This window comes from Pseudomonas sp. LAP_36 (assembly GCF_019456785.1).
Classification (GTDB): domain Bacteria; phylum Pseudomonadota; class Gammaproteobacteria; order Pseudomonadales; family Pseudomonadaceae; genus Aquipseudomonas; species Aquipseudomonas tritici.
Genome location: NZ_JAHZMS010000004.1, coordinates 379680 through 400109 on the forward strand (window position 1 = coordinate 379680; position 20430 = coordinate 400109).

The window sequence follows — 20430 nt, forward strand, 5'->3', positions numbered from 1 at the left end:
CCATGGCCAACAGCCGCGCTGCGCGCCTGGCTCCGGTGGTGGACATGGCCGAAAAGGCCGAAAAAACTGCCGTTCAGCGCCTGGGTTATTTCCAGGGCCAGGTCCGCCTGGCGGAAAGCAAACTGGGTGACCTGGAGCGCTTTCGCGGCGAGTACCAGCAGCAATGGATCGAGCGCGGCACCAAAGGTGTCTCGGGCCAATGGTTGATGGGCTACCAAGGCTTTCTCAACCAACTGGAAACTGCCGTCGCCCAGCAACGCCAGAGCCTGGCGTGGCACCAGAACAACCTCGACAAGGCCCGCGAGAGTTGGCAGCAGGCATTTGCCCGCGTCGAAGGCTTGCGCAAACTGGTGCAGCGCTACATTGATGAAGCGCGTGCGCTGGAAGACAAGCGCGAGCAGAAGCTGTTGGATGAACTGTCACAGCGCCTTCCACGCCAAGAACAGTATTAATGAGCGGGCTTACCTGCGATGGCCATGGGTATTTACACACTATTGTAGTAAGCGGGCTTGCCCCGCGCCGGGGGGCGAAGCCTCCCCAACAAGGCCATCGGGTTTTTCAGCTAAAACGCGGTGCCAGGTTTTAGGGCCGCTTCGCAGCCCGGCGCGGGGCAAGCCCGCTCACTACGATATTGCATCGCCCACACACATTTGATTCGTTGTGTTGCCCATAGCCGGTTCACCTGCTAAACCTTGTGTCATTGCCAATGACAAGGAAGCAGTCGCATGTCAGTTGAGTCAGAAGTATCCCTGGATGGGAAGAAATTGACGATCGTGATCAAAGGCCGGTTCGATTTCGGCAGCCATCAAACCTTTCGCGACGCCTATGAGCGGTTCTACAAAGTGCCTGAGTTGTACGTCGTCGACTTGAAGGACACCACCTACATGGACAGCTCGGCCTTGGGCATGCTCCTGCTGTTGCGTGATCACGCGGGGGGCGACGAGTCGGAGGTCCGGGTAATCAACAGCAACTCCGATGTGCGCAAGATCCTCGCTATCTCCAACTTCGACAAACTGTTCGACATCAGTTGAGCGTCCTGGCCCCCGTTCTTGAGCCGCTGACGATCCTGATCGCCGAAGACAGCGCCGCTGACCTGCTGTTGCTGGCGACCATCGTACGGCGCCAGGGCCACCACGTGCTGACGGCCACCAACGGTGCGGAGGCGGTCGAGGTGTTTATCCGTGAGCGCCCGCAGTTGGTGTTAATGGATGCGCTGATGCCGGTGATGGATGGCTTTGAGGCCGCGCGCCGGATCAAGCAGTTGGCGGGTGAAGAGCTGGTGCCGCTGATTTTCCTCACCTCCCTGCGCGAGAGCGAAGCCCTGGCCCAATGCCTGGATGCCGGCGGCGATGATTTCCTGCCCAAACCCTATAACCAACTTATTCTCGCGGCGAAGATCAATGCGATGGACCGTCTGCGGCGGTTGCAGGCCACGGTCCTGCAGCAGCGAGACCTGATCGCCAAGCATCATGACTATCTCCTGCATGAGCAGCGGGTGGCCAAGGCGGTGTTCGACAAGGTCGCGCATTCGGGCTGTATCAACGCCGCGCCGAATATTCGCTACCTGCAATCGCCCTATGCGTTATTCAACGGCGACTTGTTATTGGCCGCCTACACGCCCTCCGGCGACATGCATGTGTTGCTCGGTGATTTCACCGGCCACGGCCTGCCGGCGGCGGTGGGCGCCATGCCCCTGGCAGAAGTGTTCTACGGCATGACCGCCAAGGGCTATGGCCTGGCGCAAATCCTGGGCGAGATGAACGCTAAGCTCAAGCGCATCTTGCCGGTGGACATGTTCTGCTGCGCCACGCTGTTGTGCCTGAGCACGCAGCGGCGGGTGGTGGAGGTGTGGAACGGCGGCATGCCCGAAGGGTATGTGCATGAAGTCGCCACCGGCAAGCGTACGCCACTGGCGTCCCGACATTTGCCGTTGGGGGTGCTGGCGGCTGAGGCCTTTGATGATCGCACCGAAGTCTGGCCCATGGCCCTGGGCGACCGGGTGTTCTTGCTGTCCGATGGCGTGTTGGACACCGCTGACGCCAATGACCAGTTGTTTGGCGCAGAGCGTTTGCAGCAGGTGTTCGCTGCCAATCGCGAACCTGACCGTTTATTTGAAGATATCGAACAGGCCCTGGCGGCGTTTCGAGGTGAAGCGCGGGATGACGTGAGCATGGTGGAAATCACCCTGCAAGCCGGCCAGCAGCCGCGTGCCACCGGGCAGTTGTACGCCGACAGCGGGCAGGCATGCCCGCTGGATTGGTCGGTGAGTTTTGAATTCCGCGCCGAAACGTTAAAACGTTACAACCCTTTGCCGTACCTGCTGCAACTGCTGCTGGAAATCCATGGCCTTCGCGAGCAGAGCGGGGCGCTTTACAGCGTGATGGCCGAGCTGTACTCCAATGCGCTGGAGCATGGCGTGCTGGGCCTGGACTCCCGGCTCAAGCGCGATGCCCAAGGGTTTGCCGAGTATTACCACCTGCGCAATGACCGCCTGAACCTGCTAACCAGCGGTTATGTGCGCGTGCATGTGCAGGTGGTGCCGACGCAGGGGGGCGGTCGCCTGAGCCTGAGTATTGAAGACAGCGGCGCGGGCTTTGACGTGGAACAGGTGCTGGCGCGGCCGCTGGACATCGACCGTCTGTCTGGCCGGGGGTTGAGCTTGGTACGGCAGTTGAGCAGCGATGTACGCTGGTCCGACGGCGGGCGCAGTGTCTGCGTGGAGTTTTGCTGGGAGGCTCTGGCATAATCCGCCGATTCTTGATCAAGGAGCGAGCAAGTGGTTGATCTACATCTGGACCCGGATGTGTTGTCGGGTTTGCAGGAAGTCATGGAGGGTGAGTATCCCAAATTGCTTGATACCTTTCTCGATGATTCCCAGAAGCGTGTCGAGGCGCTGCGCAAGGCTAGGGATGATGCGAAGGCGTTGGGGCGGATTGCGCATAGCTTCAAGGGGAGCAGTGGGAACCTTGGGGCGGTGCGGTTGGCACAGTTGTGTCAGCGGTTGGAGGTTGAATCGGTTGGACCTGCGGTTGGGGATTTGGGCGAGTTGGTGGATCAGATTGATCGTGAGTTTGCTTTGGTTAAGCCGATGTATGAGTCGGAGCGGCAGCGGTTTGGGGTTTGAGTTGAGTGTGTGCATATCCGTTATTTAGGTAACGGCCACTATTGGTTCCGCTCTTACAGCGGGTCACTTTTGGAAGGACCCAAAAGTAACCAAAAGGTCCTCGCCCCAACACTCGGCACCTCGCCTAGGCTCGGTGTGCCCTCACTCCGGCTTTGGAGCGTGGGCTACCGCGATGGGCCATCCTTGGCCCAGCGCGGCTAACCCGGCGTCCTGCCGGGTTACCCACGCTCCAAAGCCTGCGTTCGGCCAGCGTGTTTGACGGGGCGCCCCAGATCAAGACCAAAAGCGCGGCGGCCTGAAAGCCGACCGGTTTCTAACTGTCGATCTCGGTTCAAATGTGGGAGCTGGCTTGCCTGCGATGGCATCACCCTGGTTTACCTGATGTACCGAGTTGCCTGCATCGCAGGCAAGCCAGCTCCCACCATTTGGCCGTTACCGAAAAAATGGATATTTACTCGGTCGATATACCAACCTGGCCCAACTCTTGCTGTACCTCCTGATACTGCATCCCCGATCCCCATGCAGTGGAGACCTTTACCTATGCCAGTCGCCCCGAATTCGCTCCTTCAGGCTGCCCCTGCGGCCAAGCCTCAAGCACCCGTCGCCAACCCACCGGCAGCGGCTGCGACCCCACGGGACACGGGCCCTGGCTTCGCTCAAGTGTTCGCCAGCCAAGGCGCCAAACCCACGGTCAAGGCCGACGATAACTCGCCCAAACCCACTGCCGGCAAGTCTTCGGATACAAGTGCCAAACCCGCAGCGGGCAACGACAAACCTGCCGCCAGCACGCCAGCAGTTGCCGATAGCGGCAAACCCTTGCCTGCCACCCCGCCGGCGAAGACCGACGACTCTGCCAGCAAAGACGATGACGCACCGGCCGACCCGACCCTCGTGCAGCAGCCTCCGGCTGATCCGGTGGTCGACCCGGCATTGATTGCCACCGTCACCCCGGTGGCTGTGCCGGTAATACCGGTAGAAACCCCGGCGCCCGTGACCACCGCCAAGGATGACAAGGCTCTGCCGGTAGTCGCGGCACCGATCGCAGCAACCGAGGAGGCCAAGCCGGCCTTCGACCCGCAAGCGGATCCCCTGGATGCCATGCCGGCCGTGCGCCTGGCGATGGAGCAGGGCGGTCATGTCTCAGCCAGCAGCCAGGCGCAGGCGAAAGCGGCCCCGGCCCCGACCCAGGATCAACCGACCGCCGCACAGAATTTCGCTGCTGGCCTGGCCACTATGGTCGACCAGCAAGCCACCAAGGACAGCACTGACCAAGGCGGCGACAAAGCGTTCAGCGGGCTGATCGAAGATGGCCTCAAGGATCTGAAGAACGCCAGCAGCGACACCCGTGTCGATGACTTCGCCAACCGCTTGGCCGCGTTGACTCAAGCCGCCACGCCGAAAACCGCGAATGCCTTGCCGCCGGTGACCAATGCGCCATTGGCCATGCACCAGAGCGGCTGGACCGACGAAATCGTCAACCGCGTGATGTACCTGTCCAGCGCCAACCTCAAGTCGGCGGAGATCCAGTTGCAACCGGCTGAGCTCGGCCGTCTGGATATCAAGGTCAACATGACCGCCGACCAGCAAGCCCAGGTCAACTTCATGAGCGCCCACCCGGTGGTGCGCGAGGCGCTGGAAAGCCAGTCGGGCCGTTTGCGGGAGATGTTTGCCCAGCAGGGCATGGGGCAGGTGGATGTGAACGTGTCTGATCAATCGCGGGGGCAGGAACAACAACAGCAGCAAGCTCAGACCCGTGGAGTGGGCGGCGCCAGCGGGCGTGGTGACAGCGGCGACAACGGCGCTCACGTTGACGTGGCTGAAGCTGTCGCGCCCGTGACCTCTACGGTGATCGGCTCCAGCGCTGTCGATTACTACGCCTGATCCCTGGTTAAAAACACTCAATGTGGGAGCTGGCTTGCCTGCGATGGCGGTGTATCAGTGCAAGAGATGCCAACTGACCCACCGCCATCGCAGGCAAGCCAGCTCCCACATTTGGTTCGCGGTGTCCCTTCTTCCCCGATTGCCAGACAACTCTGGCATAACACTTGCTCTTGCCTTTCCGTAGATCTATGAATCCCCGAATAGTGACGGATTATTGGCATGGCGAAGAGCGACGACGCAGCAAAACCACCCGCAGGCAAAGGTAAGCTCAAGCTTATCCTGTTGATAGTCGTGGGCCTGCTCCTGGCCATCGGCGCCTCGGTGGGTGGCACCTGGTACATCATGCACAGCAGCGCCGCCAAACCGGCAGCCCCCGCTGAAACCGCCAGTAACGTCAAGCAACCGGCAATCTTCGAGCCGATGCTTCCGGCCTTTGTCGCCAACTTCAATCAGAACGGTCGTCAACGCTACCTGCAGGTGAGCATCACCTTGCTGGCGCGTAACCAGTCGGACCTGGATGCCCTCAAGGTGCATATGCCAGTGATCCGCAACAACCTGGTGATGCTGTTCTCCGGCCAGAGCTTCGACACGCTCGCCACCCCGGTAGGCCAGGAAATGCTGCGCCAGAAGGTCACTGCCAGTGTGCAGGAAGTGGCCCAGAAGGAACTCGGCAAAGTCGTGATCGAACAGGCGCTCTTCACTAACTTCGTATTGCAGTAGGATCACGACATGGCCGTGCAAGACCTGCTGTCCCAGGATGAAATCGACGCGCTGCTGCATGGTGTCGACGATGGTCTGGTACAGACCGAAATGGCTGCCGAGCCCGGCAGCGTCAAAAGTTATGACCTCACCAGCCAGGATCGCATCGTCCGTGGACGCATGCCGACCCTGGAGATGATCAACGAACGTTTCGCCCGTTACACCCGCATCAGCATGTTCAACATGTTGCGCCGTTCGGCGGACGTGGCGGTGGGCGGTGTGCAGGTGATGAAGTTCGGCGAGTACGTGCATTCGCTGTACGTGCCCACCAGCCTCAACCTGGTCAAGATCAAGCCGCTGCGCGGCACTGCGCTGTTCATCCTTGACGCCAAGCTGGTGTTCAAGCTGGTGGACAACTTCTTCGGTGGCGACGGCCGTCACGCCAAGATCGAAGGCCGTGAGTTCACCCCCACCGAGCTTCGGGTGGTGCGCATGGTGCTGGAGCAAGCCTTCATCGACTTGAAGGAAGCCTGGCAGGCGATCATGGAAGTCAATTTCGAGTACATCAACTCGGAAGTGAACCCGGCCATGGCCAACATCGTCGGCCCCAGCGAAGCCATTGTGGTGTCGACGTTCCACATCGAACTCGATGGCGGCGGCGGCGACCTGCACGTGACCATGCCGTACTCGATGATCGAGCCGGTGCGCGAAATGCTCGACGCTGGCTTCCAGTCCGACCTGGACGACCAGGACGAGCGCTGGGTCAAGGCCCTGCGCGAAGACCTGCTGGACGTCGACGTACCGCTGAGCGCCACCGTGGCCCGTCGCCAGTTGCGTCTGCGCGATATTTTGCACATGCAGCCGGGGGACATCATCCCTGTCGAATTGCCGGAAGAAATGATCATGCGCGCCAACGGCGTGCCGTCGTTCAAGGTCAAGCTCGGTTCCCACAAGGGCAACCTGGCACTGCAAGTGGTCGAGCCGATCAACCGTCGCTGATTCGCCCTAATTAATTTATGAATGTTTGCTCCGCCGAGGACATGTAATGGCTACCGAACACGAAAACACTTCCGCCGAAGACCAGGCCTTGGCTGACGAATGGGCGGCTGCCCTGGAAGAAACCGGCGATGTTGGCCAAGACGATATCGATGCGCTGCTGGCCGCTGACGCCGCCACTGCACCGGCCGGCAATCGCCTGCAAATGGAAGAATTCGGCAGCGTGCCGAAGAACAACGAACCGGTGACCCTCGACGGCCCGAACCTGGATGTGATTCTCGACATTCCGGTGTCGATCTCCATGGAAGTCGGCAGCACCGAAATCAACATCCGCAACCTGCTGCAACTCAACCAGGGCTCGGTCATCGAGCTCGACCGCCTGGCCGGCGAGCCGCTGGACGTGCTGGTGAACGGCACGCTGATTGCTCACGGCGAAGTGGTCGTGGTCAACGAAAAGTTCGGTATTCGCCTGACGGACGTGATCAGCCCGAGCGAACGCATCAAGAAGTTGCGCTGATATGAAACGGCTGATCGTGGGACTGTTAGTCGCATTGCCCCTGGACGCCTGGGCTGCTGAGCCGGTGGCCCAGGCCGCCGCTGCGCCCGTGGGCAGTGTCGGCGGGCAGCTCACTCAGCTGGTGCTGGGCCTGTTGCTGGTGGTCGGCTTGATTTTTGCGCTGGCCTGGCTGATGCGCCGCGTACAGCGCGTGGGCCCGGGCAACGGCCAGGTGATCGAAATGATCGGCTCCCGCGCCCTCGGCCCGCGTGATCGGCTGGTGCTGGTGCAAGTGGGTGAGGAACAGATCCTGCTGGGCATTACCCCCGGACGTATCACCCCGCTGCACGTGCTCAAGACGCCGGTGAACGTGGATCAGTCCAAGCCCGCCACGCCAGAATTCGCCCAGCGCCTGATGGAGTTGCTGGGCAAGGATCAGAAGGATAAGAAGTAATGCGCGTTTTATTGACGCTCATGCTGTTGCTGGCCGCGCCATTGGCGTTTGGCGCCGACCCGCTGTCGATCCCGGCTATTACGCTGGGCACCAACGCGGACGGGGCGCAGGAGTATTCGGTCAGCCTGCAGATCCTGCTGATCATGACCGCGCTGAGCTTTATCCCGGCGTTTGTCATGCTGATGACCAGCTTCACGCGGATCATCATCGTGTTCTCCATCCTGCGCCAGGCCCTGGGCCTGCAACAGACGCCGTCGAACCAGATCCTGACCGGCATGGCATTGTTCTTGACGATGTTCATCATGGCGCCGGTGTTCGACAAGGTGAACCAACAAGCGCTGCAACCGTACCTGGCGGAGAAAATGACCGCCCAGGATGCGATCGACAAAGCCCAGGTCCCGATCAAGGATTTCATGCTGTCGCAGACCCGCTCCAGCGACCTTGAGCTGTTCATGCGCCTGTCCAAGCGTACCGACATCGCTACGCCGGACCAGGCGCCGCTGACCATCCTGGTGCCGGCGTTTGTCACGTCCGAGTTGAAGACCGCGTTCCAGATCGGCTTCATGATCTTTATTCCGTTCCTGATCATCGACCTGGTGGTGGCGAGCGTGCTGATGGCGATGGGTATGATGATGCTGTCGCCGCTGATCATCTCGTTGCCGTTCAAAATCATGCTGTTTGTGTTGGTGGACGGCTGGGCGCTGATTATCGGCACCCTGGCCGGCAGTTTCGGCGGGGTATAGCGCGATGACACCTGAAGTTGCCGTCGACCTGTTCCGTGAAGCGTTGTGGCTGACCACCGTGATGGTCGCCGTGCTGGTAGTCCCAAGCCTGTTGGTGGGCCTGCTGGTGGCGATGTTCCAGGCCGCGACCCAGATCAACGAGCAGACCTTGAGCTTTTTGCCGCGCCTGCTGGTGATGCTGGTCACGCTGATCGTTGCCGGCCCGTGGCTGGTACAGACCTTCATGGAATACATCCTGCAGTTGTACGGCAGTATTCCGCAGTTGATCGGCTGACCCGATGCAGTCTTTGCTGGCATTGACCGACACCCAGATCAGCACCTGGGTGGCTTCCTTCATCCTGCCACTGTTTCGCGTAACGGCGATGTTGATGGCCATGCCGGTGTTCGGCACGACCCTGGTGCCACGGCGCGTGCGCCTGTACTTTGCGGTGGCGATCACCGTGGTGATCGTGCCGGGTTTGCCGCCGATGCCGCCGGTCAATGCCATCGACCTCAGCGCACTGCTGCTGATTGCCGAGCAGGTCCTGATCGGCGCGATGTTGGGGTTCTCCCTCTCGCTGTTTTTCCAGGCCTTTGTCATTGCCGGGCAAATCATCTCGATCCAGATGGGCATGGGCTTCGCGTCCATGGTCGACCCTACCAACGGTGTGTCGGCGGCGGTGATCGGGCAGTTCCTGACCATGCTGGTGACCCTGCTGTTCCTGGCGATGAATGGGCACTTGGTGGCGTTCGAGGTGTTGACCGAGAGCTTCACCACCTTGCCGGTCGGCTCGGGGCTGGTGGTCAATCACTTCTGGGAAATCGTCGGGCGCCTCGGTTGGGTGTTGGGCGCCTCGCTGTTGCTGGTGCTGCCGGCGATCACCGCGTTGCTGGTGGTCAACATTGCGTTTGGCGTGATGACCCGCGCGGCGCCACAACTGAACATTTTCTCGATCGGTTTCCCGTTGACCCTGGTGTTGGGCATGGGGATTTTCTGGGTCGGCCTGGCTGACATTCTCAATCAGTATCAACCGCTGGCGACCGACGCCCTGCAGTTCTTACGTGATCTGGCACGGGCGCGCTGAGCCATGGCCGAGAGCGAGAGTGGTCAGGACAAAACAGAAGACCCCACGGAGAAACGTAAAAAGGACTCCAGGGAAAAGGGCGAGATTGCGCGCTCCAAAGAGCTCAACACGGTTGCGACCATGATGGCCGGCGCCGGCGCCTTGCTGATCTACGGTGGCGGCCTGGCGCTGGACTTGATGGAGTTGATGAAGCACAACTTCGCCTTGCCCCGCGAGGTGCTGCTCAACCCCGACGCCATGGGCCAGTACCTGCTGCACTCGGGGAAAATCGCGCTCCTGGCGGTGCAGCCGATCCTGATCACCTTGCTGCTGGCCGCGCTGATCGGCCCGGTCGCCCTCGGCGGCTGGCTGTTCGCCGCCGGCAGCATGGCCCCCAAATTCAGCCGCATGAACCCCGGTGCCGGGCTCAAGCGCATGTTTTCCGCCAAGGCCTTGGTGGAACTGCTCAAGGCCCTGGCCAAATTTATTCTGATCTTGTTTGTGGCGCTGATGGTGTTGTCGTCCGACATCGACGACCTGCTGCGCATCGCCCATGAACCGCTGGAGTCGGCAATCATCCACAGCGTGCAGGTGGTGGGCTGGAGCGCGCTGTGGATGGCCGCCGGGCTGATCATCATTGCCGCCGTGGATGCACCGATCCAGCTGTGGGAAAGCCACAAGAAACTGCTGATGACCAAGCAGGAAGTGCGCGACGAGCACAAGGATTCGGAAGGCCGCCCCGAGGTGAAACAGCGTATTCGCCAACTGCAACGGGAAATGTCCCAGCGCAAGATGATGGCCGCGGTGCCCGACGCCGACGTGGTCATCACCAACCCGACGCACTATGCCGTGGCCCTCAAGTACGACCCGGAGAAGGGCGGCGCGCCGATGTTGTTGGCCAAGGGCAGTGACTTTACGGCCCTTAAGATTCGTGAGATCGCGGTGGCCAACGACATCCTGTTGCTGGAGTCGCCGGAGTTGGCGCGGTCGATCTTCTACTCCACCGACCTCGACCAGGAAATCCCGGCCGGGCTGTACCTGGCCGTGGCGCAGGTATTGGCCTATGTCTATCAGATCCGCCAATACCGCGCGGGCAAGGGCAAACGCCCGGACCCGCTCAAAGACCTGCCGATTCCGCCGGATTTGCGTCGCGATTCCTGACCGTCGCGAGCCTGCAATTGTGCGGCTACCTGTCAACGTTGACAGTAGTCAATACGCCGCGCCCACGGTTTGATAGCACGATGAGGCGCGCAGCCTGCGCGGCTCGGGAGGCGGTGATGGATAGGCGTACGGTCAGTTGGTCTGATGCCGTCAAAGGCATCGGCTTTATCGCTCGGGATCGCGATGGCAACGAGGTTGCCGCTCAGTCGACCGGCATTCAGCACAGTGACGTCCCGCCAGCCCCTCCCGCGCCGCGACCCCCCCGCAAACGCAAAAGATCATCGGACGCATGAGCCGCAGAACGTGCCGTCTCCACCCCCCTGGATAAGCCGCTGATTGCCACCGTGCCATTCGTCTTGAAATCTCCTCTACCTGTCAACTTTGACAGTAGTCAGTGTTGGACGCTTGCGGTTCCATGGCGCCAGACACTGCGCGCAGGTAATCAAGAGATGCAGGAGGTGATCATGGAAAGGGTGATAGGCACGATCAAATCTTATAGCCGCACCACCGGAGAAGGTCTGATCGAACCGGACGGTGAGCGAGAGCCAGTAATGTTGGATCTCAATAGTTCGGCAGGGCTGTGGTTTAGAAAGGGCCAGCGGGTGCAGTTCTCCAGAATCCACCGCCCCAAGGGCATCTACGCGTATCGCATGAAACTGATCTAGCACGCCCGGCGCAAATCCTTGGAAGTGACGGCAGGAGAACGGTGATGGAAACAGGCACGGTGAAGTGGTTTAACGCGGAAAAAGGGTTTGGCTTTATCACGCCCGAAAATGGCGGTCCGGATGTTTTTGTCCACTACTCAGCCATTCAAAATGCTGGCTATAAAAGTTTGGATGAACATCAAAAAGTGGAGTTCGAAATTACCGAGGGGCCTAAAGGACCACAGGCCGGGAACGTGCGTAAGCTCTAACTCATTCATAAGTCGAACACAGTTAAAGTGTGGAATCGGTTTACACCCTGTGAGCTCGGTCGCTTGTAAGGTTATCCACGCCCGGAACCAAAGTTGGAAGGCTTCTTGCAATACCGCCTCCAGGACGCCTCCCAGCGTCAAAACTTTGCTTCAAGGGATACGAGGAATACCGGTGGTGGATCGCTCTCAAATGCTCGGCACTGCACGTACCACCCTGACTGACCTCTCACGGGGCAATCTGGGTGTGCCGTTGTTGTTGCTGGTGATGCTGGCAATGATGATGTTGCCAATGCCGCCGTTCCTGCTGGACGTGTTCTTCACCTTCAACATTGCCCTGTCCGTCGTCGTCTTGCTGGTGTGCGTCTACGCTCTGCGCCCGCTGGATTTCGCGGTATTCCCGACGATCCTGCTGGTGGCGACCCTGCTGCGGCTGGCGCTCAACGTGGCCTCCACCCGCGTGGTCATGCTCCACGGCCAGGACGGCCACGCCGCCGCCGGTAAGGTGATCCAGGCCTTCGGTGAGGTGGTGATTGGCGGTAACTACGTGGTCGGTATCGTGGTGTTTGCGATCCTGATGATCATCAACTTCGTGGTGGTGACCAAGGGTGCCGGGCGGATTTCCGAGGTGAGCGCACGCTTTACCCTCGACGCCATGCCCGGCAAACAGATGGCCATCGACGCCGACCTCAACGCCGGCCTGATCGACCAGAACCAAGCCAAATCCCGTCGCCTGGAAGTGGCCCAAGAGGCCGAGTTCTACGGCTCCATGGACGGTGCCAGCAAATTCGTGCGCGGTGACGCCATCGCTGGCTTGCTGATCCTGTTCATCAACCTCATCGGCGGCATCGCGGTCGGCATCTTCCAGCACGGCATGACCTTTGGCGATGCGGGCAAGGTTTACGCCTTGTTGACCATCGGTGACGGTTTAGTGGCGCAATTGCCATCACTGTTGTTATCCACAGCGGCAGCGATCATGGTGACCCGTGCTTCGGGCTCCGAAGACATGGGTAAGCAGATCAGCCGGCAGATGTTTGCATCGCCCAAGGCGCTGGCCGTGGCGGCGGGCATCATGGCGATCATGGGTATCGTGCCGGGCATGCCCCACGTCTCGTTCCTGAGCATGGCGGCCCTTGCCGGTGGTGGTGCGTACCTGTTCTGGAAAAAACAAAATGCGGTCAAGGTGCAGGCCTTGCAGGACGTTGCGCGTCAGCAGGAGCTGCTGCCATCCCCGGCCCGCGCCCAGGAAACCAAGGAGTTGGGCTGGGATGACGTGACGCCGATCGACATGATCGGCCTGGAAGTGGGCTACCGCCTGATTCCGCTGGTGGACCGCAACCAGGGCGGCCAATTGCTCGCGCGGATCAAGGGTGTGCGCAAGAAGTTGTCGCAGGACTTGGGCTTTCTGATGCCTACCGTGCATATCCGCGACAACCTCGACCTGGCGCCGAGCGCCTACCGCTTGACCTTGATGGGCGTGATCCTGGCCGAAGCCGAGATTTACCCGGACCGCGAGCTGGCGATCAACCCAGGGCAGGTGTTCGGCAGCCTCAACGGCATCACCGCCAAAGATCCGGCTTTTGGCCTGGACGCGGTGTGGATCGAAATCAGCCAGCGCAGTCAGGCGCAGTCCCTCGGTTACACGGTGGTGGATGCCAGCACCGTGGTCGCCACGCACCTCAATCAGATTCTGTACAAGCACTCCCACGAGCTGATCGGCCACGAGGAAGTCCAGCAATTGATGGGTTTGCTCGGCAAAGCCTCGCCAAAACTCGCCGAAGAGCTGGTGCCGGGCATCCTCTCGCTGTCGCAATTGCTCAAGGTGTTGCAGGCGCTGCTGGCCGAACAGGTACCGGTGCGCGACATTCGCAGCATCGCCGAGGCCATCGCCAACAATGCCGCCAAGAGTCAAGATACTGCCGCCTTGGTGGCTGCGGTGCGCGTCGGATTGTCCCGCGCAATCGTGCAAAGCATTGTAGGGCTTGACTCCGAGCTGCCTGTGATCACCTTGGAACCAAGGTTGGAACAGATTTTGCTGAATAGTATTCAGAAGGCAGGGCAAGGCCAGGAAGAGGGCGTCCTGCTGGAGCCAAGCATGGCTGAGAAGCTGCAACGTTCGTTGATCGACGCCGCGCAGCGCCAGGAAATGCAGGGCCAACCAGTGATCCTGCTGGTGGCGGGCCCGGTCCGGGCGATGTTGTCGCGGTTTGGGCGCCTGGCAGTACCGAATTTGCACGTTTTGGCTTATCAGGAAATTCCTGACAATAAGCAAGTGACTATCGTCGCGACAGTAGGGCCGAACGGCTGAGGGTAGTGGGTTATGCAAGTTAAGCGTTTTTTCGCCGCCGATATGCGTCAGGCCATGAAACTGGTTCGTGATGAGCTGGGCGCCGACGCCGCGATTATCGGAAACCGTCGTATTGCCGGCGGTGTCGAGCTGACGGCTGCCCTGGATTACACCCCCTCGGCACTGGCGCCGCGCGTGCCGAACATGGAGCTCGAAGACGAGCTGCGCAAGACCGCGTCGCGCATTGTCTCGGCCCAGGCTGAACTGAGCATGCGTGGCGACAGCGATGCCACCACCAATCGCCAATTGTTCGCTGGCTTGCCGCTGACGGCTTCCGAGCCGTTGGTTGAGCCGACCTTCAAAGAACCGCCGCGTCCCGCCGCACCAGCCCCGGCTGCTGGCGTCGACCAGCGTGTGTTCGACTCGATGCGGTTTGAACTCAACGGCCTGCGCGAACTGCTCGAAGTGCAGCTAGGCTCGCTGGCCTGGACGCAGTTGCAAGGCAGCAAGCCGCTACAGGCCAACCTGTGGCGCCGCCTGCAACGCATCGGCCTGTCCGGCCCGTTGTCGCGCGACCTGCTGGCCCTGACCACCGAAATCGAAGAGCCACGCCAGGCCTGGCGCATGTTGTTGGCGCACCTGGCGCGGATGATCACCACGCCGGAAATCGAACCTCTGGAAGAGGGCGGTGTGATTGCCATGGTCGGCCCTGCCGGCATGGGCAAGACCACCACCCTGGCCAAGCTGGCGGCGCGTTATGTGCTCAAGTACGGCGCGCAGAATATCGCGCTGGTGAGCATGGACAGCTACCGTATTGGCGCCCAGGAACAGCTCAAGACCCTGGGCCGAATTCTCAATGTGCCGGTGACCCACGTCGATCCGGGCCAGTCCCTGGCCAACGCCCTCGACCCGTTGCTGCGCAAGCGCGTGGTGCTGATCGATACCGCCGGCCTGCAAGCCAGCGACCCGGCCTTGCGCATGCAGCTGGAAAGCCTCGCCGGGCGTGGCATCAAGTCGAAGAATTACCTGGTGCTTGCAACCACCAGCCAGAAACAGGTTCTTACCGCTGCGTATCATAGTTACAAGCGTTGTGGCCTGGCCGGTTGCATCCTCACCAAGCTCGATGAAACCGCGAGCCTGGGTGAAGTGCTGAGCCTGGCCATCAGTCATGAATTGCCGGTCGCCTACCTGACCGACGGGCCGCGGATTCCGGATGATCTGCATCTGCCGCGCCGTCATCAGTTGGTCAGCCGTGCAGTCAGCGTGCAAATGCAAGAAGAGCCTAGCGAGGAAGCGATGGCCGATATGTTCGCCGACCTTTACCACAGCCCCGCAAAACGGGTGGGTTGAGGTCAGGATGAACACAATGAAATGTATCTACATCGATGGTCTGCAAGCGATTCACGCGGCCAAGCCATGTAGCCTGCGTCTAAGCAAGACAAGGTAAAGAAATAAAATGGGCAGCATGCATCCCGTACAGGTGATCGCGGTGACCGGCGGCAAAGGTGGCGTCGGAAAAACTAACGTGTCAGTGAATTTGTCCCTGGCCCTGGCAGAGCTTGGCCGTCGCGTCATGCTGCTGGATGCTGACCTGGGGCTGGCGAACGTCGACGTTCTGCTGGGGCTGACGCCCAAACACACCCTTGCCGATGTGATCGAGGGCCGCTGCGAGCTGCGCGATGTGCTGCTGCAGGGCCCCGGTGGCATCCGCATCGTGCCGGCCGCCTCTGGCACCCAGAGCATGGTGCACCTGAGCCCAGCGCAGCATGCCGGCCTGATCCAGGCGTTCAGTGATATCGGCGACAACCTCGACGTGCTGGTGATCGACACCGCCGCCGGGATCGGCGAGTCAGTGGTCAGCTTCGTGCGCGCCGCGCAGGAAGTCTTGCTGGTGGTCTGCGATGAACCCACCTCGATCACCGACGCCTACGCCCTGATCAAACTGCTTAACCGCGACTACGGCATGAACCGCTTCCGCGTCCTGGCCAACATGGCCCAGAGCCCGCAGGAAGGGCGCAACCTGTTCGCCAAGTTGACCAAGGTCACGGACCGCTTCCTCGATGTCGCCTTACAATACGTTGGCGCAGTTCCCTACGACGAGTGTGTGCGCAAGGCTGTGCAAAAGCAGCGTGCAGTCTACGAAGCGTTCCCTCGTTCCAAATGCGCATTGGCGTTCAAGGCTATTGCCCAGAAGGTCGATACCTGGCCGTTGCCCGCCAACCCTCGGGGGCATCTGGAGTTTTTCGTCGAGCGATTGGTGCATCAGACGAGCGCAGGACCGGTGCTATGACAGCGAACGGCTACAACGCTTACAAGAAGTCTGCCCGTGACAGCCAGGGCGAGTTGATCGAGCGCTACGCGCCCTTGGTCAAGCGCATTGCCTATCACTTGCTGGCACGCCTGCCCGCCAGCGTCCAGGTCGAAGACTTGATCCAGGCCGGCATGATCGGTTTGCTCGAAGTGTCGACCAAATACGACGCGAGCAAGGGGGCGAGTTTCGAGACGTATGCGGGTATCCGTATCCGTGGCGCGATGCTCGATGAAGTGCGTAAAGGCGACTGGGCGCCGCGTTCGGTACACCGCAATACGCGCATGGTCAGTGACGCAATTCGCGCAATTGAAGCAAAAACCGGTCGCGACGCTAAAGATCACGAAGTTGCGGCCGAACTCCAATTGAGTCTCGACGATTATTACGGGATTTTGAACGATACCTTGGGCAGCCGCTTGTTCAGTTTCGACGACCTGTTGCAGGACGGCGAACACGAAGGGCTGCACGAAGACGGCGCGAGCGCTCATATGGAGCCATCGCGCGACTTGGAAGATGAACGCTTCCAGGGGGCGCTGGCGGAAGCGATTGCCAATTTGCCGGAGCGTGAGCGGCTGGTGTTGGCGCTGTACTACGACGAAGAGCTGAACCTCAAGGAAATCGGTGAGGTCCTGGGGGTCAGTGAATCGCGGGTCAGCCAGTTGCATAGCCAGTGCGCAGCCCGCTTGCGGGGGCGTTTGGGAGAGTGGCGAGCGCGCTGACAGGCAGTGTGGGGGGCACTGCAGACGATACCGCGACGGTGATTGACCTTCGCGGGTTCGACCCGTGGTGGCCCCGGCAGTCCTTTTTGTGTAATGCCTGTTGAATGAAATGGCGCGTCCAGGTGCTGGGCGCGTTTAAGACTGCTTGGAGGTCGAATTGGACAAGAACATGAAAATCCTCATCGTTGATGACTTCTCAACGATGCGGCGGATCATAAAAAACCTGTTGCGTGACCTTGGGTTCACTAACACGGTCGAGGCGGATGACGGCATCACAGCCATTCCGATCCTCAACAGCGGCAGCATCGACTTTCTGGTAACAGACTGGAACATGCCGGGCATGACCGGTATCGACTTGCTGCGCCACGTGCGTGCTGACGAAAAGCTGCGCAGCCTTCCTGTGCTGATGGTGACCGCCGAAGCCAAGCGTGAGCAGATCATCGAAGCCGCCCAAGCCGGGGTTAACGGTTACGTGGTCAAGCCATTCACTGCATTGGCCTTGAAAGAGAAGATCGAAAAAATCTTCGAACGCATCCACGGCTAATGCCATCGCGGGGGAGCTATGGAGCATAAAGAAACGTCACAGGGAGACTTTGAGTCGACCCTGAAAAAGCATGCTCACCAGTTGGTCGAAAGCCTTGAAAAAGGCCAGTTCGGCGACGCGGTGCAGTTGATCCATGAGCTCAACCAGACCCGTGACCGCGGCCTGTATCAGGAAGTGGGCAAGCTCACGCGCGAGCTGCACAGTGCGATCGTCAATTTCCAGATTGACCCGCATATGCCCCAGGCCGAAGAAATTTCGCAAATCACCGATGCCACCGAACGCCTGTCCTACGTGGTCAGGCTGACTGAGGCGGCGGCCAACCGCACCATGGACCTGGTGGAAAATGCCACGCCCCTGGTCAATGGCATGGCCACCGAAGCCCAGGCCCTCAGCGTTGACTGGGGCCGCTTCATGCGTCGCGAAGTCGGGGCTGAAGAGTTTCGTGAGCTGGCGCGTCGGGTCGAAGGGTTCTTGTCACGCAGCGAGCAGGAAAACCGCACGGTTTCCAGCAACCTCAACGACATTCTGCTCGCCCAGGATTACCAGGACCTCACCGGCCAGGTGATCAAGCGTGTGACCCAGTTGGTCACCGAAGTGGAAAGCAACTTGCTCAAATTAGTGCTTATGGCAGGCCAGGTAGACCGTTTTGCCGGTATCGAACATGACCGCGAAGCGATCCTCTCGGAAAAAGATCCACAAAAACATCTCGCCAAGGGTGAAGGTCCGCAGATTCATGCCGATAAACGTGAAGACGTTGTATCGGGTCAGGATGATGTTGATGACCTGTTATCCAGTTTAGGCTTCTAAGGAGCACCCACATGAGCTTCGGCGCCGATGAAGAAATCCTTCAGGATTTCCTTGTAGAGGCCGGCGAAATTTTAGAGCAGCTGTCCGAACAGCTGGTCGAGCTGGAAAGCCGACCAGATGATGCGAACCTGCTCAATGCAATTTTTCGCGGTTTTCACACTGTAAAAGGGGGCGCCGGCTTCCTCCAGCTCCATGAGCTGGTGGAGTGCTGCCACATCGCCGAGAACGTGTTCGACATCCTGCGCAAGGGTGAGCGTCACGTTGATTCGGAGTTGATGGACGTGATTCTCGAAGCACTGGATGCGGTCAACGGGATGTTCAGCGAAGTCCGCGAACGTTCCCCGATCACCGCGGCCACGCCGGAACTGTTGGCTGCGCTGGCACGTTATGCGGAGCCCGCCGACCTGTCGGCTGCGCCGGTAGCAGAAGCGGCGCCTGAGCCGTTGGCTGAGGCCGAGCCGGACGTGACCGACAGCGAGTTCGAACAGCTGCTCAACTCCCTCAGTGCCGTCAAGGCCGAGGCAGAAGCACCGGCCGCCGTTGCTCCGGCAGCGGCGCCGACCAGCGAAGACATTACCGACGCTGAGTTCGAGTCCCTGCTCGACCAGTTGCACGGCAAAGGCCAGTTCGCGGCCGACGCCGTGCCACCGGCGGCGGCTGCCGCGGCACCTGCCGCGCCCGTCAGCACTGACATTACCGACGACGAATTTGAAGCGTTGCTCGACCAACTGCATGGCAAGGGCACCTTCGCGGCCGATGCCTTGCCGGCCGTCGCCGCCACGCCTGCAGCGGCTGCCAGCAGTGCAGCGCCTGCCGCTGCTGCACCGGCAGGCGATGGGTTGATTTCCGATCACGAATTCGAATCCCTGTTGGACGAGTTGCACGGCAAGGGCAAGTTCAGCGAAGTTGCTCCGGCCGCTGCGGTGGCCACGGCTGCACCGGTTGCCGCCAAAGCCGCCGCCCCTGCACCGGCCGCCAAGCCTGCGCCCGCACCGGCCGCCGCTCCGGCGCCTGCACGTGCTGCAGCGGCACCGGTTGCCGAGAAGCCTGCCAGTGAAGCCGAAACCACCGTGCGCGTTGATACCGCACGCCTGGACGACATCATGAACATGGTCGGCGAACTGGTACTGGTGCGTAATCGCCTGGTGCGCCTGGGCCTGAGCAGCGGCGATGAAGCCATGCAAAAGGCCGTGTCGAACCTGGATGTGGTGACTGCCGACCTGCAGACCGCCGTGATGAAAACGCGGATGCAGCCGATCAAGAAAGTCTTCGGCCGCTTCCCGCGCCTGGTTCGCGACTTGGCGCGCCAGTTGAAGAAAGAGATCAACCTGGAACTGGTGGGTGAAGAAACCGACCTCGACAAGAACCTTGTCGAGGCCCTGGCCGACCCGCTGGTCCACTTGGTGCGCAACGCCGTCGACCACGGCGTCGAAACCCCGGAAGAACGCGAAGCCTCGGGCAAGTCCCGTGGCGGCAAGGTGATCCTGGCGGCGGAGCAAGAGGGCGACCACATCCTGCTGTCGATCACCGATGACGGCAAAGGCATGGACCCGGCCATATTGCGTAATATCGCAGTCAAGCGTGGCGTGATGGACAAGGACGCCGCCGACCGCCTGACCGATAGCGAATGCTACAACCTGATCTTTGCCCCGGGCTTCTCGACCAAAACCGAGATTTCCGACGTGTCTGGTCGCGGTGTGGGCATGGACGTGGTGAAGACCAAGATCAGCCAGCTCAACGGCTCGATCAACATCTACTCGACCAAGGGCCAGGGCTCGAAGATTGTCATCAAGGTGCCGTTGACCCTGGCGATCATGCCGACCCTGATGGTGATGCTGGGCAACCAGGCCTTCGCCTTCCCGCTGGTCAACGTCAACGAGATCTTCCACCTCGACCTGTCGCGCACCAACGTGGTGGACGGCCAGGAAGTGGTGATTGTGCGCGACAAGGCGTTGCCACTGTTCTACCTCAAGCGCTGGCTGGTCGCTTCGGCTGCCCATGAAGAGCAGCGCGAAGGCCATGTGGTGATTCTCTCCGTGGGCACCCAGCGTATCGGCTTTGTCGTCGATCAGTTGGTTGGCCAGGAAGAGGTGGTCATCAAGCCTTTGGGCAAAATGCTGCAGGGAACCCCGGGCATGTCGGGTGCGACCATCACCGGTGACGGTCGGATCGCGCTGATTCTCGATGTTCCGAGCATGCTCAAGCGTTACGCCGCTCGGCGTATTTGATTCTGGTGGGGCAGGGCGGTTAGCCCGCCC

22 protein-coding genes are annotated in these 20430 nt (G+C 60.6%); all 22 read left to right on the forward strand.

Annotation, left to right across the window (positions count from 1 at the left end; genetic code table 11):
- The first annotated feature begins 2 nt into the window (after positions 1–2).
- The 22 genes from fliJ (at position 3) to JBO08_RS16595 (ending at position 20400) form a co-directional block, all read left to right on the forward strand.
- Entirely contained in the window at positions 3–452 is a 450-nt protein-coding gene (fliJ, locus tag JBO08_RS16490; RefSeq protein WP_065873746.1) for a flagellar export protein FliJ, read from the forward strand.
- 273 nt (positions 453–725) lie between these two features.
- Positions 726–1031: an STAS domain-containing protein gene (locus tag JBO08_RS16495; RefSeq protein ID WP_049712153.1), complete on the forward strand. Its 306-nt coding sequence runs from the start codon at positions 726–728 to the stop codon at positions 1029–1031.
- Positions 1028–2746 carry a fused response regulator/phosphatase gene (locus tag JBO08_RS16500; protein ID WP_065873745.1) on the forward strand — a complete coding sequence of 573 codons (1719 nt, stop codon included), beginning with the start codon at positions 1028–1030 and terminating at the stop codon, positions 2744–2746. The genes JBO08_RS16495 and JBO08_RS16500 overlap by 4 nt, the downstream gene beginning before the upstream one ends.
- A 30-nt stretch (positions 2747–2776) precedes the next feature.
- Positions 2777–3124, forward strand: coding sequence for an Hpt domain-containing protein (locus JBO08_RS16505; RefSeq protein WP_065873744.1), 348 nt, complete (start codon positions 2777–2779; stop codon positions 3122–3124).
- A gap of 540 nt (positions 3125–3664) precedes the next feature.
- Positions 3665–5005: a flagellar hook-length control protein FliK gene (locus JBO08_RS16510; RefSeq protein ID WP_065945453.1), complete on the forward strand. Its 1341-nt coding sequence runs from the start codon at positions 3665–3667 to the stop codon at positions 5003–5005.
- Between the two features lie 219 nt (positions 5006–5224).
- Entirely contained in the window at positions 5225–5725 is a 501-nt protein-coding gene (gene fliL, locus JBO08_RS16515; RefSeq protein WP_065873742.1) for a flagellar basal body-associated protein FliL, read from the forward strand.
- 9 nt (positions 5726–5734) lie between these two features.
- Positions 5735–6703, forward strand: coding sequence for a flagellar motor switch protein FliM (fliM, locus tag JBO08_RS16520; RefSeq protein WP_010208755.1), 969 nt, complete (start codon positions 5735–5737; stop codon positions 6701–6703).
- Positions 6704–6749: 46 nt separating this feature from the next.
- A complete protein-coding gene (gene fliN / locus JBO08_RS16525) occupies positions 6750–7217 on the forward strand; it encodes a flagellar motor switch protein FliN (protein ID WP_049712158.1) in 468 nt (155 codons plus the stop codon).
- 1 nt (position 7218) lies between these two features.
- Positions 7219–7650 (forward strand): flagellar biosynthetic protein FliO, encoded by a 432-nt coding sequence (fliO, locus tag JBO08_RS16530; RefSeq protein WP_049712159.1) that lies wholly within the window; start codon positions 7219–7221, stop codon positions 7648–7650.
- A complete protein-coding gene (gene fliP / locus JBO08_RS16535; RefSeq protein ID WP_049712160.1) occupies positions 7650–8393 on the forward strand; it encodes a flagellar type III secretion system pore protein FliP in 744 nt (247 codons plus the stop codon). Before fliO ends, fliP begins: the two co-directional genes overlap by 1 nt.
- A 4-nt stretch (positions 8394–8397) precedes the next feature.
- Complete coding sequence (gene fliQ / locus JBO08_RS16540; RefSeq protein ID WP_010208761.1) at positions 8398–8667, forward strand: flagellar biosynthesis protein FliQ; 270 nt, start codon at positions 8398–8400, stop codon at positions 8665–8667.
- Positions 8668–8671: 4 nt separating this feature from the next.
- Positions 8672–9457, forward strand: coding sequence for a flagellar biosynthetic protein FliR (fliR, locus tag JBO08_RS16545; RefSeq protein ID WP_049712161.1), 786 nt, complete (start codon positions 8672–8674; stop codon positions 9455–9457).
- A 3-nt stretch (positions 9458–9460) separates the two neighbouring features.
- Positions 9461–10597, forward strand: coding sequence for a flagellar biosynthesis protein FlhB (gene flhB, locus JBO08_RS16550; RefSeq protein ID WP_065873741.1), 1137 nt, complete (start codon positions 9461–9463; stop codon positions 10595–10597).
- Positions 10598–11046: 449 nt separating this feature from the next.
- Entirely contained in the window at positions 11047–11262 is a 216-nt protein-coding gene (locus tag JBO08_RS16555; protein ID WP_256548043.1) for a cold-shock protein, read from the forward strand.
- 44 nt (positions 11263–11306) lie between these two features.
- Positions 11307–11510 (forward strand): cold-shock protein, encoded by a 204-nt coding sequence (locus JBO08_RS16560; protein WP_065873740.1) that lies wholly within the window; start codon positions 11307–11309, stop codon positions 11508–11510.
- Between the two features lie 190 nt (positions 11511–11700).
- Positions 11701–13815, forward strand: a complete 2115-nt coding sequence (gene flhA, locus JBO08_RS16565; RefSeq protein WP_189683241.1) for a flagellar biosynthesis protein FlhA — start codon at positions 11701–11703, stop codon at positions 13813–13815.
- A 12-nt stretch (positions 13816–13827) separates the two neighbouring features.
- The gene (flhF, locus tag JBO08_RS16570; protein ID WP_065891081.1) at positions 13828–15144 is read left to right on the forward strand and encodes a flagellar biosynthesis protein FlhF; all 1317 of its coding nucleotides are present in this window, start codon (positions 13828–13830) and stop codon (positions 15142–15144) included.
- A gap of 106 nt (positions 15145–15250) precedes the next feature.
- Entirely contained in the window at positions 15251–16084 is an 834-nt protein-coding gene (gene fleN, locus JBO08_RS16575) for a flagellar synthesis regulator FleN (protein ID WP_003192912.1), read from the forward strand.
- Positions 16081–16821 carry an RNA polymerase sigma factor FliA gene (gene fliA / locus JBO08_RS16580; protein WP_049712165.1) on the forward strand — a complete coding sequence of 247 codons (741 nt, stop codon included), beginning with the start codon at positions 16081–16083 and terminating at the stop codon, positions 16819–16821. The genes fleN and fliA overlap by 4 nt, the downstream gene beginning before the upstream one ends.
- A gap of 169 nt (positions 16822–16990) precedes the next feature.
- A complete protein-coding gene (locus JBO08_RS16585; RefSeq protein ID WP_015885173.1) occupies positions 16991–17365 on the forward strand; it encodes a chemotaxis response regulator CheY in 375 nt (124 codons plus the stop codon).
- Positions 17366–17383: 18 nt separating this feature from the next.
- A complete protein-coding gene (locus JBO08_RS16590) occupies positions 17384–18172 on the forward strand; it encodes a protein phosphatase CheZ (RefSeq protein WP_065873738.1) in 789 nt (262 codons plus the stop codon).
- 11 nt (positions 18173–18183) lie between these two features.
- Positions 18184–20400, forward strand: a complete 2217-nt coding sequence (locus JBO08_RS16595) for a chemotaxis protein CheA (RefSeq protein WP_220074771.1) — start codon at positions 18184–18186, stop codon at positions 20398–20400.
- Positions 20401–20430: the final 30 nt, after the last annotated feature.

Excerpts from the sequence above, each read along its gene's own strand:
- flhF (WP_065891081.1), top strand. The coding sequence starts at position 13,828 with ATGCAAGTTAAGCGTTTTTTCGCCGCCGATATGCGTCAGGCCATGAAA.
- fliO (WP_049712159.1), top strand. The coding sequence starts at position 7,219 with ATGAAACGGCTGATCGTGGGACTGTTAGTCGCATTGCCCCTGGACGCC.
- fliJ (WP_065873746.1), top strand. The coding sequence starts at position 3 with ATGGCCAACAGCCGCGCTGCGCGCCTGGCTCCGGTGGTGGACATGGCC.
- fliR (WP_049712161.1), top strand. The coding sequence starts at position 8,672 with ATGCAGTCTTTGCTGGCATTGACCGACACCCAGATCAGCACCTGGGTG.
- JBO08_RS16555 (WP_256548043.1), top strand. The coding sequence starts at position 11,047 with ATGCAGGAGGTGATCATGGAAAGGGTGATAGGCACGATCAAATCTTAT.
- JBO08_RS16510 (WP_065945453.1), top strand. The coding sequence starts at position 3,665 with ATGCCAGTCGCCCCGAATTCGCTCCTTCAGGCTGCCCCTGCGGCCAAG.
- fliP (WP_049712160.1), top strand. The coding sequence starts at position 7,650 with ATGCGCGTTTTATTGACGCTCATGCTGTTGCTGGCCGCGCCATTGGCG.
- fliQ (WP_010208761.1), top strand. The coding sequence starts at position 8,398 with ATGACACCTGAAGTTGCCGTCGACCTGTTCCGTGAAGCGTTGTGGCTG.
- JBO08_RS16585 (WP_015885173.1), top strand. The coding sequence starts at position 16,991 with ATGAAAATCCTCATCGTTGATGACTTCTCAACGATGCGGCGGATCATA.
- JBO08_RS16495 (WP_049712153.1), top strand. The coding sequence starts at position 726 with ATGTCAGTTGAGTCAGAAGTATCCCTGGATGGGAAGAAATTGACGATC.
- JBO08_RS16560 (WP_065873740.1), top strand. The coding sequence starts at position 11,307 with ATGGAAACAGGCACGGTGAAGTGGTTTAACGCGGAAAAAGGGTTTGGC.
- fliL (WP_065873742.1), top strand. The coding sequence starts at position 5,225 with ATGGCGAAGAGCGACGACGCAGCAAAACCACCCGCAGGCAAAGGTAAG.
- fliM (WP_010208755.1), top strand. The coding sequence starts at position 5,735 with ATGGCCGTGCAAGACCTGCTGTCCCAGGATGAAATCGACGCGCTGCTG.
- fleN (WP_003192912.1), top strand. The coding sequence starts at position 15,251 with ATGGGCAGCATGCATCCCGTACAGGTGATCGCGGTGACCGGCGGCAAA.
- flhA (WP_189683241.1), top strand. The coding sequence starts at position 11,701 with ATGCTCGGCACTGCACGTACCACCCTGACTGACCTCTCACGGGGCAAT.
- fliA (WP_049712165.1), top strand. The coding sequence starts at position 16,081 with ATGACAGCGAACGGCTACAACGCTTACAAGAAGTCTGCCCGTGACAGC.
- JBO08_RS16595 (WP_220074771.1), top strand. The coding sequence starts at position 18,184 with ATGAGCTTCGGCGCCGATGAAGAAATCCTTCAGGATTTCCTTGTAGAG.
- flhB (WP_065873741.1), top strand. The coding sequence starts at position 9,461 with ATGGCCGAGAGCGAGAGTGGTCAGGACAAAACAGAAGACCCCACGGAG.
- JBO08_RS16590 (WP_065873738.1), top strand. The coding sequence starts at position 17,384 with ATGGAGCATAAAGAAACGTCACAGGGAGACTTTGAGTCGACCCTGAAA.
- fliN (WP_049712158.1), top strand. The coding sequence starts at position 6,750 with ATGGCTACCGAACACGAAAACACTTCCGCCGAAGACCAGGCCTTGGCT.